The organism is Mycobacterium shigaense, from assembly GCF_002356315.1.
GTDB lineage: Bacteria > Actinomycetota > Actinomycetes > Mycobacteriales > Mycobacteriaceae > Mycobacterium > Mycobacterium shigaense.
Window position 1 is genome coordinate 3263048 of the sequence record NZ_AP018164.1, and the last position, 14189, is coordinate 3277236.

Sequence of the window (14189 nt, forward strand, 5' to 3'; positions counted from 1 at the left end):
ATACAGGGAAATGGACAGGAGTGCTCGGTTGAAGAACCTGGGGTTCACCCGATCCCGCGGCCGCAAGCCGCAAGGTCAGCCGCGAAAAGGGCAGGCCGACCGCTCGCGGCGCCGTCTGCGTCGCCGATTGTCCGGCGGGCTGCTGCTGTTGATCGCCCTGACCATCGCCGGCGGACTGGCCGCCGTCCTCACCCCGACCCCCCAGGTCGCCGTCGCCGACGAGAACAACTCGGCGATCCTGCGCACCGGTAAGCAGCTGTTCGACACGTCCTGCGTGTCCTGCCACGGCGCGAACCTACAAGGCGTGCCCGACCACGGACCGAGCCTGATCGGCGTCGGTGACGCGGCGGTGTACTTCCAGGTGTCCACCGGCCGGATGCCCGCCATGCGCGGCGAGGCGCAGGCAACCCGCAAGGACCCGATCTTCGACGAGGCGCAGGTCGACTCCCTCGGGGCCTACGTGCAGGCCAATGGCGGCGGCCCCACCACCGTGCGCAACCCCGACGGCACCCTGGCGATGCAGTCGCTACGCGGAACCGACCTTGGCCGCGGCGGTGACCTGTTCCGCCTGAACTGCGCCTCATGCCACAACTTCACCGGCAAGGGCGGGGCGCTGTCGTCGGGCAAGTTCGCGCCCGACCTGGGACCCGCCAACGAGCAGCAGATCCTCACCGCGATGCTGACCGGCCCGCAGAACATGCCCAAGTTCTCCAACAGCCAGCTTTCCTTCGACGCCAAGAAAGACATCATCGGCTACGTCCGCAACGTCGCCGAGGAACACTCGCCGGGCGGCTACGGCCTAGGCGGCTTCGGACCCGCACCGGAGGGTATGGCCGCCTGGATCATCGGGATGGTGGGTGCCATAGCGCTGGCACTGTGGATTGGGGCGCGATCATGAGCGACATCAACGGCTCGGACACGGACAAGGGCGCCGCCGCCGGCGAGCCGGACGAGGCAACGCTGGCCACGATGTCGCAGCAGGAGCTGCTCGAGCTGGGCGGCAAGCTGGACGGCACCGAAACCGTCTTCAAGGAACCGCGGTGGCCGGCCGAGACCACCAAGGCCGAGAAGCGCGCGGAGCGCTCGGTGGCCGTGTGGCTTTTGCTGGGCGGCTTCTTCGGACTGGCGCTGCTGCTCGTCTTCCTGTTCTGGCCGTGGGAGTACAAGCCCAACGAGTCCAACGGCAGCTTGCTGTACTCGCTGGCCACCCCGCTGTACGGCTTCACCTTCGGCATGTCCGTCCTGTCGATCGCCATCGGCGCGGTGCTGTACCAGAAAAAGTTCATCCCCGAAGAGATTTCGATCCAGCAGCGCCACGACGGCGCTTCGCGCGAAATCGACCGCAAGACCGTCGTGGCGAACTTGGGCGACGCCTACCAGGGCTCGACGATCGGACGCCGCAAGCTGATCGGTGCGTCCTTCGGCCTCGGCCTGGGCGCGTTCGGCCTGGGCACCCTGGTGGCGTTTGCCGGCGGCCTGATCAAGAACCCGTGGAAACCGGTGGTGCCCACCGCCGACGGTCTCAAGGCCGTGCTGTGGACCTCCGGCTGGACCCCGCGCTATCACGGCGAGACGATCTACCTGGCCAGAGCCACCGGCTCCACCGACTCCGCGCCGTTCGTCAAGATGCGGCCCGAGGATCTCGACGCCGGCGGAATGGAGACGGTGTTCCCGTGGCGGGAATCCGACGGCGACGGCACCACGACGGAATCCCACGAAAAGCTGATCGCCATCAAGATGGGTGTCCGCAACCCCGTGATGCTGATCCGCATCCGGCCCAGCGACCTGCCGCGCGTGGTCAAGCGCCAGGGCCAGGAGAGCTTCAACTGGGGCGAGTTCTTCGCCTTCACCAAGGTCTGCTCGCACCTCGGCTGCCCCTCGTCGCTATACGAGCAGCAGTCCTACCGAATCCTGTGCCCCTGCCACCAGTCGCAGTTCGACGCCATGCATTTCGCGAAGCCGATATTCGGGCCGGCCGCACGAGCGTTGGCGCAGCTGCCCATCACGATCGACTCCAACGGGTACCTGGTTGCCAACGGTGACTTCATCGAACCCGTCGGACCGGCATTCTGGGAGAGGACCACGACATGAGTCCAAAACTGAGTCCCCCGAAGATCGGTGACGTCCTGGCCCATCAGGGCGAGATGATCGACACGCGCTATCACCCGTCGGCGGCGGTGCGCCGGCAGCTCAACAAGGTCTTCCCGACGCACTGGTCGTTCCTGCTCGGCGAGATCGCGATGTACAGCTTCTTCGTGCTGCTGATCACCGGCGTGTACCTGACGCTGTTCTTCGACCCGTCGATGGTGGACGTCACGTATCACGGTGTCTACCAACCGCTTCGCGGCGTCGAGATGTCGCGCGCCTACGAATCGGCGCTCAACATCTCCTTCGAGGTCCGCGGTGGCCTGTTCGTCCGCCAGATCCACCACTGGGCCGCGCTGCTGTTCTCCGCGTCGATCATGGTGCACCTGGCGCGCATCTTCTTCACCGGCGCCTTCCGGCGCCCGCGCGAGGCGAACTGGGTCATCGGCTCGCTGTTGCTGATCCTGTCGATGTTCGAGGGCTACTTCGGCTACTCGCTGCCCGACGACCTGCTGTCCGGCATCGGCTTGCGCGCCGCGCTGTCGTCGATCACGCTGGGCATGCCGGTGATCGGAACCTGGTTGCACTGGGCGCTTTTCGGCGGCGACTTCCCCGGCACCATCCTGATTCCCCGGATGTACGCCCTGCACATCCTGTTGATCCCGGGCATCATCCTGGCGTTGATCGGCCTGCACCTGGCCATGGTGTGGTTCCAGAAGCACACCCAGTTCCCCGGCCCCGGCCGCACCGAGGAAAACGTCGTCGGCGTGCGCGTGATGCCGATCTTCGCGGTCAAGTCCGGCGCGTTCTTCGCCGCGATCGTCGGCGTCCTGGGCCTGATGGGTGGCCTGCTGCAGATCAACCCGATCTGGAACCTGGGCCCCTACAAGCCATCTCAGGTGTCGGCCGGCTCGCAGCCCGACTTCTACATGATGTGGACGGAAGGCCTGGCCCGTATCTGGCCGCCCTGGGAGTTCTACTTCTGGCACCACACCATCCCCGCGGTGGTCTGGGTCGCGATTCTGATGGGCGTGGTGTTCATCCTGCTGATCATCTACCCGTTCCTGGAGAAGCGGTTCAGCGGCGATACCGCCCACCACAACCTTTTGCAGCGGCCGCGCGACGTGCCGGTGCGCACCGCGCTCGGCGCGATGGCGATCTCCTTCTACATGCTGCTGACGCTCGCGGCAATGAACGACATCATCGCGCTGAAGTTCCACATCTCGCTGAACGCGACGACGTGGATCGGTCGCATCGGGATGGTGATCCTGCCGCCGCTGGTCTACTTCACCACCTACCGGTGGTGCATCGGACTGCAGCGCAGCGACCGGTCGATACTCGAGCACGGCGTCGAGACCGGCATCATCAAGCGGCTACCGCAGGGTGCCTACGTCGAGTTGCACCAGCCGCTCGGCCCGGTCGACGACCACGGACACCCGCTCCCGCTGGAGTACCAGGGCGCTCCCGTGCCCAACAAGATGAACCGGTTGGGCTCGGGCGGATCGCCGGGTAGCGGCAGCTTCCTGTTCGCCGACCCGGCGGACGAGGACAGGGCGCTACGTGAGGCCGCGCACCACTCCGAGCAGCGCGCCCTCACAGCGTTACGCGAGCACCAAGGCGCGGGCTCAAACGGTTCCAACGGCTCGAACGGGGACCACGGCGGGCACTAGCCCGCCGCCCCGCACTGCTGCAGCGCGGCCCGCAGAATCGAGTCGGCGGTCAGATACGCGCGCTTTTCGCGGTCGGCCGCCGTGACGGGAAGATCGGCGGCGCACCGCAACACCATCAGAGCCAGCGCGCTGTAAGTCGTGTAGGGCACGATCAGCAAGTTGACCAGCCCGTGCGGGCCGCTGACGGTCATCACGTGCTGGCGCTTGCATTCCCATCCCGGCCAGTTGAATTCGGGCGGTCGCTGCAGCGGTTGCCAGTTGACGTTGATGGCGGTGATGTCCCCCAGCAACGGGGTCAGCGCCGTGACCAGGCCCGGCAATTCGTTGGTCATACGGTCGGCACGCGGCCACCACGCACCGTCGATGGCGCGCCCGAGTTGGCGCGACACCGACAGCCGGATCGGGTTGGTGGAGCACCGGCGGCCGACCGGGCGCGTCACCGGGGGTAATGCACAGTCCACGGGCGAATCCTTGACGTCGCGTCGCCGCCCTGCGGGCGCGGGGCGGACGGAGGAATCACATTGCCCGTGGGTGTCACCCGTGCGGTGACGGCCCCTGACAACGAAACAGCTCGGGGTCGACGCTACGCCCTGCCATTCGGCGCCGACGGGCCAGTGTCGACTTACCCCCGGCTCCTCATCCCGGCTCGCGCAGCGCCCGTCGGGCCCATCGCATGCGTGTTGCCCGACGACGTTCGGCGCCTCCTGTGATCGCGGCGAAATATTATCGCCCGCAACACTTTCCAAGCACCGATCGAACGACTCTGATCCAGACAGGCGGGCCGCCTGCGTCGGTTAGTGCGCTTCGGTGAGACCGCGCAGCTGCCGGACGTACAACCACTCGACTGCCGGCATGCCCGCGGTGATCAGCCCGGCAACCACATAAACCGCCCACGACGCCGCATCGTGCCCGACGGCCATGGCGTACGTCGCCGCCGCGACTGCGATCAACGCGGCACCCAACGTGCCGGTCAAAATGACGGTGCCGCGCAACCACACCCGGTCCACGGCAGCCCCCGACCACTCCGCGGCCGGCTCGGCCGGCTGCGCCCTATGCTCGCGGGCCCGTTCGGCCACGGTCCGCGGTGTGTCCGAGCCCAGGCGCAACGCGGGTCTGCCGGTCCGCGCCGGCGTCGCCGCGGGCTGGGCGCCCGGTTCGGCCTGACTCATTCGGCGGGCCCGCAACAGCACGGGCACCGCTGCGGCGATGATCAACGCCGAAACGATGATGACCGCGTACAGCACCCAGGTGGTGTGCGGGCTGCTGGCCATCTTATGGAAGCCCCGGCTCAGGTCCGCCAGGGCGACGGTCGCGGCCACGCTCACGCCCAACAGCACCAGCCAGATCGCGGCGCAGGCGCCCAGCAGTATCCGGTCGATGACGCCCGGGTCGATGGCGTCGGATCCGCGTCGGTAGGCGGAATATCGGCTGACCATCAGCAGCTCGTCTGCGGTGCGTCGTTGTTGTTCGAGGAAAGCACCGCCCCGTCGCTGGTGGTGATCGAGCAGTTGAGTCTGCTCACCCGGAAAAGGCTGGACGCCTCGACCGATCCGACATCGGACTGCGAAATCGGAGTCACGGTCATCGACCACGGGATGTAGACGTTGTGCTGCGTGCGCCGCCGACCCGAGGCGTCGACGTAGGTGACCGAGATGATGTCGCCCGGCGCCTTGGTCCCGGTCACCGAATAGGTCACCTGCCGGGGACCCGCAGGCGTCGTGCTGGTGGGCGGCGCCGCGGCCGCCGAGGAGGTAGTCGCCGGCGGTGGCGCGGACGTCGGTGCCGGGGCCGGCGGCGGCGGGGGTGGTGGCGTCGGCGTGACCGTCACAGTCTGGGTCTCCGTAGCTGTCGGGGGCGGCGGCGGTTCGGTGGTCGGTGGTGGCGGAGGCGGCGGTGGCGGCTTGGTCGTGGTGATCTCATCCTGCAGAGGTGGCTGGGACGCCGTCGTGGTGCCGGGGTTGGCCAGCTTGTTGGTGTCGGTGCGGGCGACGAGCAGCGACACCGACACCACGAGCGCGATCGCGGCCACGATCGCGGCGACACCGACCACCCACGGCCACCGCGGGGCGGCCTCATGGTCCTCCTGCTCGGTGGACTCCTCGTAGCTGTCGTAGTCGTACAGGCTAAGGTCGGCCGGTACGTAGGGCCCGGTGATGAAGTGCTCGGCCTCCGGCGCGGAGTACGCCTGCGAGTACGCATCCGTCTGGCTCGTCTGGTCGGGCACCATCTCGGCGTCGTCGTCGAGAGGCTCGAAATGATGCTCGGCGTCGAAACCGCCGTCGTGCTCACCGGCCGCTTCCCCGTTGCGGGGCTCGCCGGCGGGGGCGGATTCGTGCGGGACCTCCCGCACGGAATCGGGTTCCTCGGATTCCCGTCCCGGGGGTTTCGGCCCGCTCATGTCTGCCTGCCCTGTCCAACTGGGTCACCGGCGCGCGGGGCTCCGGGGCTATGTCGTAGCGCACACGCTCGGGAAGTTCTCATTGCCTGGGCAAACCCTACCGAACCGAGTAGGGCAAAGAAGTCCAGGCAGAGGCGCCGCGGATCAACTGATGCCCGGATTGTTATCTTTAGGCCGCAAAATCAGTGCTTTTCGGGGCCCAGGTAGTACTCGAAGACCAATCCGGCCGCCGACGCGAGGATGAACACCACCCCGGCGACGATCAGCCAGGGCAGCCACAGTGCGATGCCGACGGCGGCCACCGAGCCCGACAGCGCGACCAGAATCGGCCACCAGCTGTGCGGGGCGAAGAAGCCCAGTTCCCCTGCCCCGTCGCTGATTTCAGCGCCCTCGTAGTCCTCGGGCCGGGTGTCCAGGCGGCGGGCCACGAACCGGAAAAAGGTGGCCGTGATCAGGGCCAGGCCGCCGGTGAGAACCAGCGCCGTCGTGCCGGCCCACTCCTCACCGCCAGTGGCGAACAGCGCCGTCAGCACGCCGTACAGCACGGCGGCGAAAACGAAAAAGGCGGCGATGACTTCGAACAGCCTCGCTTCGATGTGCATTGCGTTGTCCTAGCCTACTGGTTGGGCTTTTTCGCCGCGGCGGGTGTCAAATGGATGAGTGGTCACCGCGAGCGGTGGTTGGGCGATCGCCTGCAGCGCTTCCGCGTTGTTCTTTCCGTCGATCCGTTGCTGCAGGTAAGCCTTGAAATCGTTGGCGGACACCACCCGAACCTCGAAGTTCATCATCGCGTGGTACGTGCCGCACATCTCCGCGCAGTGGCCCACGAATGCCCCGGTCTTCTGGATCTCTTCGACCTGGAATACGTTGACGGAGTTGTTTTCCTTGGGGTGCGGCATAACGTCGCGTTTGAACAGGAATTCCGGCACCCAGAAGGCGTGGATCACGTCAGCGGAATTCAGGACGAATTCGATGCGCTTGCCCGCGGGCAGCACCAGCACCGGGATCTCGGTGCTCGTGCCGAGGGTTTCCACCTTGTCGAAGTTCAGGTAGGTCCGGTCTTCGGTGTTGAGCCCGCGGATCGGCCCGACCCGCTCCTCGCCGTGCTCGTCCTTGCCCTCGGGCTTGGAGGTCATCGCCTTCTTGCGCGCCTCGTCGGCGCCGTCGTAGGTCAGGGTGCCGTCTTTGAAGTTGACCTTCTGGTATCCGAATTTCCAGTTCCACTGGAAGGACGTGACATCGATCACGACCTCGGGATCCTTGGCCAGGTGCAGCATCTTTTCCTGCACCACCACGGTGAAGTAGAACAGCACCGAGATGATCAGGAACGGCACCACCGTCAGCACCAGCTCCAGCGGCATGTTGTAGCCGAACTGGCGGGGCAGCTCGGTGTCGGTCGCCTTCTTGCGGTGGAAGGCCGACGACCAGAACATCAGGCCCCACACGATGACGCCGACGACCAGCGCCGCGATCACCGAGCCGATCCACAGCTCACGGTTGTAGTGGGCCTGCGGGGTGATGCCCTCGGGCCAGCCCAGACCCAGCGCCTGCGACCAGCTACAGCCGCTCAGCGACACCGCCAGCAGCCCCAGCGTCGCGGCCAGCGCCAGCGGCCTGCGACGACGGGAAATACCGTGCGGAGCGCCTGCGAAAAGGCGCTGAAACTTGCCCTGCGACAGACGGTGCGAACTGAACTGCACGCGAGGTGTCACGCTGGCGCCTCCTGGTCGAATGCCGAATACTACGCAGCGTAGACCACGCCGCCCGGCCGGGCGACTAAGGCCCGACCAGCAGGTCGGCGTGGCCGCCGCGACGGGCCCGGTGCGGCGTCGCCAAACGCCGCTGAAGTGCGGCATACTGGGGCGCCGTGTGTGGACTGCTGGCATTCGTCACCGACCCGGCCGGCGGCGGCGGGGCCTCCAGGGCCGACGGCGCTATCGCGGGAGCGTTACGCCTGATGCGCCACCGCGGGCCCGACGAGCCGGGCGGTCTGTTCGATCCCGACGACGATGGGGCCGTGGTGTTCGGCTTCAACCGGCTGTCCTTCATCGACATCGCGCACTCGCATCAGCCGCTGCGCTGGGGGCCGCCGGAGCAGCCCGACCGCTACGTGCTGGTGTTCAACGGCGAGATCTACAACTACCTGGAGCTGCGCGACGAACTGGCGACCCGGCACGGCGCCGTCTTCGCCACCGACGGTGACGGCGAGCCGATCGTCGCCGGCTTCCACCACTGGGGCACCGAGGTGCTGACCCGGCTGCGCGGCATGTTCGCGTTCGCGCTGTGGGACACCGTCACACACGAATTATTCTGTGCGCGAGACCCTTTCGGAATCAAGCCGCTGTTCGTGGCGACCGGCACCGGTGGCACCGCGGTGGCCAGCGAGAAGAAGTGCCTGCTGGATCTGGCCGAGCTGGTCGGGTTCGACACCTCGATCGACACCCGCGCGGTCCAGCACTACACGGTGCTGCAGTACGTGCCGGAACCCGAGACGCTGCACCGCGGCGTGCGCCGGCTGGAATCGGGCTGCTACGCCCGGATCCACGCCGGGGCGACGCCGCAGGTCACGCGGTACTTCTTCCCGCGCTTCGCCGCCACGGCGATCACCCGCGACACCGAGCAGGCCCGCTACGACGAGATCACCGCCGTACTCGAGGATTCCGTCGCCAAGCACATGCGCGCCGACGTCACGGTCGGCGCGTTTCTGTCCGGCGGCATCGACTCCACGGCCATCGCGGCCCTGGCCATCCGGCACAACCCGCGGCTGATCACGTTCACCACCGGTTTCGAACGTGAGGGATTCTCCGAGATCGACGTCGCGGTGGCCTCGGCCGAGGCGATCGGCGCGCGCCATGTCACCAAGGTCGTCAAGCCGGACGAGTTCGTCGCCGCCCTGCCCGAAATCGTCTGGTACCTCGACGAGCCGGTGGCCGATCCGGCGCTGGTGCCGCTGTTCTTCGTCGCACGCGAGGCCCGCAAGCACGTGAAGGTGGTGCTGTCCGGCGAGGGCGCCGACGAGCTCTTCGGTGGCTACACGATCTACCGAGAGCCGTTGTCGCTGAAGCCTTTTGATTATCTGCCCGGGCCGCTGCGGCGCTCGATGGGCAAGGTGAGCAAGCCGCTGCCCGAGGGTATGCGCGGCAAGAGCCTGCTGCACCGCGGATCGCTGACGCTGCAGGAGCGCTACTACGGCAACGCGCGCAGCTTTTCCGACGCGCAGCTGCGCGACGTACTGCCCGGCTTCCGCGACGAGTGGACCCACACCGACGTCACCGCACCGGTGTACGCCGAATCGGCGGGCTGGGATCCGGTCGCCCGCATGCAGCACGTCGACCTGTTCACCTGGCTGCGCGGCGACATCCTGGTCAAGGCCGACAAGATGACGATGGCCAATTCGCTCGAACTGCGGGTGCCGTTCCTGGACCCCGAGGTGTTCGCCGTCGCCTCGCGGCTTCCCGTCGAGGCGAAGATCGCCCGGACGACCACCAAGTACGCGCTGCGCCGCGCGCTGGAGCCAATCGTTCCCGCGCACGTGCTCAACCGGCCCAAGCTCGGCTTCCCGGTGCCCATCCGGCACTGGCTGCGGGCCGGCGAGCTACTCGAGTGGGCCTATGCGACCGTCGCCGCGTCGCAAGCCGATCACCTCGTCGATCTGGCCGCGGTGCGCCGGATGCTCGACGAACACCGCAACGGCGCCGCCGATCACAGCCGCCGGCTGTGGACGGTGCTGGTCTTCATGCTCTGGCACGCGATCTTCGTCGAGCACTCCGTGGTGCCCCAGATCAGCGAGCCGCACTACCCGGTGCAGCTCTAGGCGAGCACTAGGAAAGTCGAGCACTAGGACAATACTGAGACGATCTCGGCGGCCGCCTCGTCGCCGTAGGCACCGGCCAGCCGGGTCTTGGCGACCTCGTGGTCCCACGTCCACTCCTGAGTGCCGGTCGACTCGAGCACCAGCACCGCGACCAGCGAGCCCAGCTGCGCCGAGCGCTCGACGCTCAGGCCCGCGGTGCGGCCGGTGAGGAAACCGGCCCGAAACGCGTCGCCGACGCCGGTGGGGTCGGTCTGGCTGTACTCGGGCACCACATCGACGTGGACCGTCGTCCCGTCGCGCTCGACGATGTCGACGCCCTTGGCGCCCAGCGTGGTGACCCGTAGCCCGACCTTGCCCTGCACGTCGGCCTCCGACCAGCCGGTCTTGTTGAGCAGCAGTTCCCACTCGTAGTCGTTGGTGAACAGGTAGGCGGCGCCGTCGACGAGCGTGTTGATCTCATCTCCGGACAGCCGCGGCAGCTGCTGGGAAGGGTCGGCGGCGAAGGCGAGCCCGAGCTTGCGGCACTCCTCGGTGTGCACGACCATCGCGTCCGGGTCGTTGGCGCCGACGATGACCAGGTCCGGTTTGCCCTGCGCGGACACCAGGTCCGCGAGCTTGATGTTGCGGGCCTCCGACATCGCACCGGGGTAGAACGACGCGATCTGGGCCATGTCCTCGTCGGTGGTGCAGACGAAACGCGCGGTGTGGGCGGTCTGCGAGATCAGCACGTGGTCGGTGTTCACCCCGTGGGACTGCAACCACTTGCGGTAGTCGTCGAAGTCTTCGCCGGCCGCTCCCACCAGCGCGACGTCGCCGCCTAGCACGCCGATAGCGAAAGCGATGTTGCCGGCCACGCCGCCGCGGTGGATCACCAGGTCGTCCACCAGGAAGCTGAGCGACACCTTCTGCAGATGGTCTGCCAGCAGGTGCTCGGAGAAACGGCCGGGGAACCGCATCAGGTTGTCGGTCGCTATCGAGCCGGTTACCGCGATCGTCACGAAATCTCACCCTTCGTTAGTAAGGCTGGCTATCTTACTCACGCCGTTCGACTGTCGCTGCGTCGCGAACGGTGGGGTGCGTGTGCGCTAGCCTGCCTAGGGAACTCACCGTCGGGACCCGAACAAGTCGGGCACTACCCGCTCCGCGATCCCGTCTACCACTGTAGGAGACCACTATGGGCGGTCCGCACTCGCCGAACCATGCCGTCGGCGGTGATGGACCCGTGCCCTACCCGCAACAACCCGCGCCGGTCGACTTCCCGCACGAATCCCAGCCCCGCCATGCGGGCTTCCCTCCACCGTACCCGCCGCGCCGGTCCAAGCGACGGCTGATCGTCGGCCTGCTGCTGGCCGTCGCGCTTGTGGCAGTGTTGACCGTGGCGATCGTGTTCGGGGTGCGCACCAACGGGGCCAGCGCGGGCGCCAGCCTGTCCGAGGTGGCAGCGAAGACCGCGATCCAGGGTTACCTCGACGCGTTGGAGAACCGGGACACCGACACCATCGTCCGCAACGCCCTGTGCGGCCTGTACGACGGCGTCCACGACAAACGCTCGGACCAGGCACTGGCCAAGCTCAGCAGCGACGCCTTCCGCAAGCAGTTCTCCCAGATCCAGGTGACCGGGATCGACAAGATCGTCTACCTGTCGCAATACCAGGCCCAGGCGCTGTTCTCGATGCAGGTCTCGCCGGCTACGGGCGGCACGGTACGGGGGCAGGTCCAGGGCGTCGCGCAGCTGCTGTTCCAGCGCCGCGACATCCTGGTGTGCTCGTATGTGCTGCGCACCGGGGGCTCGTACTAGCCCCGCGGCCGCCTCTTAACCGCCGGGCGTCAGTTGAACGAGTCGCCGCAGGCGCAGGAGCCGGTGGCGTTCGGGTTGTCGATGGTGAAGCCCTGCTTCTCGATGGTGTCGACGAAGTCGATCGACGCGCCTTCAACGTAGGGCGCGCTCATCCGGTCCACCGTCAGCGTCACACCGCCGAAGTCCGCGGTCAGGTCGCCGTCCAGCGACCGGTCGTCGAAGAACAGGTTGTAGCGCAGCCCGGCACATCCGCCCGGCTGAACCGCGATACGCAGCGCCAGGTCGTCACGACCCTCCTGGTCCAGCAGCGACTTCGCCTTGGTGGCGGCGGCCTCGGTCAGGATCACGCCGTGGGTCTTGGCGGTCGACTCGTTTTGCACCGTCATTGCTTCTCCTACATGCCTGTTGTCGGGTAGGTGCCCGGGCACCCGAACCTCTCGGGTAAAACCCACTGCGTCAACGGTACCTCGCAGGCCCGCTATTCCCGAGTCTCGCCGCTACCTGTGACGCTAATCCCATCAGCTGGTTTGCCGCGTCGGCCTGGGCCAACCCCACCGAGCCGGCGTATTCGGCCATCGACAGGGCCGACATGATGCCCGACGACCGCACCGCGGATTTCTCGAGGCTGACCTGACCGGCAAGCACGATCACCGGAATGCCCAGCGGCCCGGCCGCCGCGGCGAGCGCGCCGACCACCTTTCCGTGCAGCGACTGCTCGTCAAACCGGCCCTCACCGGTGACGATCATGTCCGCCGTCTCGAGGTCGTCGGCCAGATCGGTGTGTTCGGCGATGATCTCCGCGCCCGACTCGCACCGGCCGCCGAGGGCAAACAGCCCGGCCCCGATGCCGCCGGCGGCGGCCGCACCGGGTTCGGAGCTGACATCCCGGCCGGCCAGCGCCTCGAGTTTGAGCGCCCACGACTCGAGCCGGACCTCCAGGGCGGCCACGGCGGCGGTATCGGCGCCCTTCTGAGGCCCGAAGACCCGCGCCGCGCCCCACGGCCCAACCAGCGGGTATTCGGTGTCCGAGGCGGCGATCAGCTCGATGCCGGCCAGCTTCTCGCGCGCCTCCTCGAGGCCGCCGAGCTCGGCGATCATGCCCTGGCCGCCGTCGGTGCAGGCGCTGCCGCCCAGCCCGATCACGAGCCGTGTCGCGCCGGCCTGCACCGCCTCGGCGATGAGCTGCCCGACCCCCCGGCTGTGGGCGGCCAGCGCGGTTTCCGGGGTGGGCGGACAGCCCAGCAGGGCCAGGCCACAAGCCTGCGCACACTCTAGGTAGGCGGTCGACGGGCCCGGATCGAACACCCACTCGGCGTCCACCGTGTCGTCCAGCGGGCCGGTCACCCGCAGCCGCCGCCGCTCCCCCAGCCGCTTGGCCAGCACCTCGACGAAGCCGGGACCGCCGTCGGACTGCGGGGCGACGATGAACCGATCGCCGGGACGCGACCGGGTCCAGCCCGTCGCGATCGCGGCGGCGGCCTCTACGGCCGACAGGCTGTCACCGAAGCAGTCCGGGGCCACCAGCACCCGCATGGCCGGCAACTGGAGACGACCGGGCGAAAGGCCGCTGGCAGCATCATCTGAGCCTATCGAGCCGTCGTCCATCACAGGCAGCCGTTCATCACTGGTAAGGGTAGGTCGAAATAACGCCCGTACGCATGGAACGGACCCACTGCAGGGAATGCGTTCCGGGCGCGTTGGGCGCCCGAGCGGCCGCGAAGTAATCTGGCGGCTGTGAAGCTGTTGGGCCGGAAGAAAACCCGGGACGGAAGCGTCGACGAGGCCGCCACGGAGGCAAACGCGGCGGTGGGCACGGCGCAGCGCGCGACGCGCACCGGACCCAAGGGCCGGCCTACGCCGAAGCGCGACCAGGCCAGGGGCGCCGCGAGGAAGGGACCGGTCGTGCCGGCCCCCAAAACCGCCGCCGAGGCACGGGCCCGCCGCAAGACGCTGGCCGGCCCCAAGCTCAGCCGCGAGGAGCGCAGGGAGCAGCGGCTGGCCAACCGGTCGGCGATGACCGACCGCCGCGAACGCATGATGGCCGGAGAAGAGGCTTATCTGCTACCGCGCGATCAGGGGCCGGTGCGCCGCTATGTGCGCGACGTGGTCGACTCCCGGCGCAACCTGCTCGGGCTGTTCATGCCCACCACATTGACATTGCTGTTCATGACGTTCGGCGTCCCACAGCTGCAGCTCTACTTGTCGCCCGCCATGCTGGCGATCGTGGCCATCATGGGTGTCGACGCCGTGATCCTGGGTCGCAAGGTCAACAGGCTGGTCGATGCGAAATTCCCCAACAACACCGAAAGCCATTGGAAAATCGGTCTTTACGCCGCTCAGCGGGCTTCCCAAATGCGCCGGATGCGCACGCCCCGCGCCCAGGTCGAGCGCGGCAGCCGTGTCGAATAGCCGTCGCCGGAAAGC

The 14189-nt window shown here is 67.7% G+C and carries 14 protein-coding genes; 6 read left to right on the forward strand and 8 right to left on the reverse strand.

The window, feature by feature from the left end:
* Nucleotides 1-28: 28 nt before the first annotated feature.
* The 3 genes from qcrC to qcrB are packed head-to-tail and all read left to right on the forward strand — an operon-like array spanning nt 29 to nt 3755.
* Entirely contained in the window at nt 29-898 is an 870-nt protein-coding gene (gene qcrC / locus MSG_RS15300; protein WP_232011040.1) for a cytochrome bc1 complex diheme cytochrome c subunit, read from the forward strand.
* On the forward strand, nt 895-2091 hold the full coding sequence (gene qcrA / locus MSG_RS15305) for a cytochrome bc1 complex Rieske iron-sulfur subunit (protein WP_096444567.1): 1197 nt from the start codon (nt 895-897) through the stop codon (nt 2089-2091). The genes qcrC and qcrA overlap by 4 nt, the downstream gene beginning before the upstream one ends.
* Nucleotides 2088-3755, forward strand: coding sequence for a cytochrome bc1 complex cytochrome b subunit (gene qcrB, locus MSG_RS15310; RefSeq protein ID WP_096440901.1), 1668 nt, complete (start codon nt 2088-2090; stop codon nt 3753-3755). The genes qcrA and qcrB overlap by 4 nt, the downstream gene beginning before the upstream one ends.
* Here the strand turns inward: qcrB and MSG_RS15315 are convergent.
* The 5 genes from MSG_RS15315 to ctaC all read right to left on the reverse strand — a co-directional run bounded on the left by MSG_RS15315 (nt 3752) and on the right by ctaC (nt 7865).
* A complete protein-coding gene (locus MSG_RS15315; RefSeq protein WP_308737763.1) occupies nt 3752-4195 on the reverse strand; it encodes a DUF5994 family protein in 444 nt (147 codons plus the stop codon). The genes qcrB and MSG_RS15315 overlap by 4 nt on opposite strands.
* 354 nt (nt 4196-4549) lie before the next feature.
* Entirely contained in the window at nt 4550-5191 is a 642-nt protein-coding gene (locus tag MSG_RS15320; RefSeq protein WP_096440903.1) for a DUF2561 family protein, read from the reverse strand.
* Entirely contained in the window at nt 5191-6153 is a 963-nt protein-coding gene (locus MSG_RS15325) for an MmpS family transport accessory protein (protein WP_096440905.1), read from the reverse strand. Before MSG_RS15325 ends, MSG_RS15320 begins: the two co-directional genes overlap by 1 nt.
* Nucleotides 6154-6335: 182 nt before the next feature.
* Nucleotides 6336-6755 carry a cytochrome c oxidase subunit 4 gene (locus MSG_RS15330; RefSeq protein ID WP_096440907.1) on the reverse strand — a complete coding sequence of 140 codons (420 nt, stop codon included), beginning with the start codon at nt 6753-6755 and terminating at the stop codon, nt 6336-6338.
* Between the two features lie 9 nt (nt 6756-6764).
* A complete protein-coding gene (gene ctaC / locus MSG_RS15335) occupies nt 6765-7865 on the reverse strand; it encodes an aa3-type cytochrome oxidase subunit II (protein WP_373421150.1) in 1101 nt (366 codons plus the stop codon).
* A 155-nt stretch (nt 7866-8020) separates the two neighbouring features.
* Between ctaC and asnB the strand changes: the two genes are divergently transcribed.
* On the forward strand, nt 8021-9967 hold the full coding sequence (gene asnB, locus MSG_RS15340) for an asparagine synthase (glutamine-hydrolyzing) (protein WP_096440911.1): 1947 nt from the start codon (nt 8021-8023) through the stop codon (nt 9965-9967).
* A 23-nt stretch (nt 9968-9990) separates the two neighbouring features.
* Here the strand turns inward: asnB and MSG_RS15345 are convergent, their stop codons facing one another.
* Entirely contained in the window at nt 9991-10965 is a 975-nt protein-coding gene (locus MSG_RS15345) for a carbohydrate kinase family protein (RefSeq protein WP_096440913.1), read from the reverse strand.
* Between the two features lie 176 nt (nt 10966-11141).
* Between MSG_RS15345 and MSG_RS15350 the strand changes: the two genes are divergently transcribed.
* Entirely contained in the window at nt 11142-11765 is a 624-nt protein-coding gene (locus tag MSG_RS15350; protein WP_096440915.1) for an Rv0361 family membrane protein, read from the forward strand.
* A gap of 29 nt (nt 11766-11794) precedes the next feature.
* On the opposite strand, the gene MSG_RS15355 is transcribed toward MSG_RS15350, so the two are convergent.
* Nucleotides 11795-12151 (reverse strand): HesB/IscA family protein, encoded by a 357-nt coding sequence (locus tag MSG_RS15355; protein ID WP_025735110.1) that lies wholly within the window; start codon nt 12149-12151, stop codon nt 11795-11797.
* Nucleotides 12152-12221: 70 nt separating this feature from the next.
* Nucleotides 12222-13298, reverse strand: a complete 1077-nt coding sequence (locus MSG_RS15360; RefSeq protein WP_162899236.1) for a glycerate kinase family protein — start codon at nt 13296-13298, stop codon at nt 12222-12224.
* Between the two features lie 201 nt (nt 13299-13499).
* On the opposite strand from MSG_RS15360, the gene MSG_RS15365 reads away from it, so the two are divergent.
* Nucleotides 13500-14174, forward strand: coding sequence for a DUF3043 domain-containing protein (locus MSG_RS15365; RefSeq protein WP_096440919.1), 675 nt, complete (start codon nt 13500-13502; stop codon nt 14172-14174).
* Nucleotides 14175-14189: the final 15 nt, after the last annotated feature.

Coding starts and splice junctions, on each gene's coding strand:
- qcrA (WP_096444567.1), top strand. CDS start 895: ATGAGCGACATCAACGGCTCGGACACGGACAAGGGCGCCGCCGCCGGC.
- qcrB (WP_096440901.1), top strand. CDS start 2,088: ATGAGTCCAAAACTGAGTCCCCCGAAGATCGGTGACGTCCTGGCCCAT.
- MSG_RS15320 (WP_096440903.1), bottom strand. CDS start 5,191: ATGGTCAGCCGATATTCCGCCTACCGACGCGGATCCGACGCCATCGAC.
- MSG_RS15325 (WP_096440905.1), bottom strand. CDS start 6,153: ATGAGCGGGCCGAAACCCCCGGGACGGGAATCCGAGGAACCCGATTCC.
- MSG_RS15330 (WP_096440907.1), bottom strand. CDS start 6,755: ATGCACATCGAAGCGAGGCTGTTCGAAGTCATCGCCGCCTTTTTCGTT.
- MSG_RS15350 (WP_096440915.1), top strand. CDS start 11,142: ATGGGCGGTCCGCACTCGCCGAACCATGCCGTCGGCGGTGATGGACCC.
- MSG_RS15355 (WP_025735110.1), bottom strand. CDS start 12,151: ATGACGGTGCAAAACGAGTCGACCGCCAAGACCCACGGCGTGATCCTG.
- MSG_RS15360 (WP_162899236.1), bottom strand. CDS start 13,298: ATGCGGGTGCTGGTGGCCCCGGACTGCTTCGGTGACAGCCTGTCGGCC.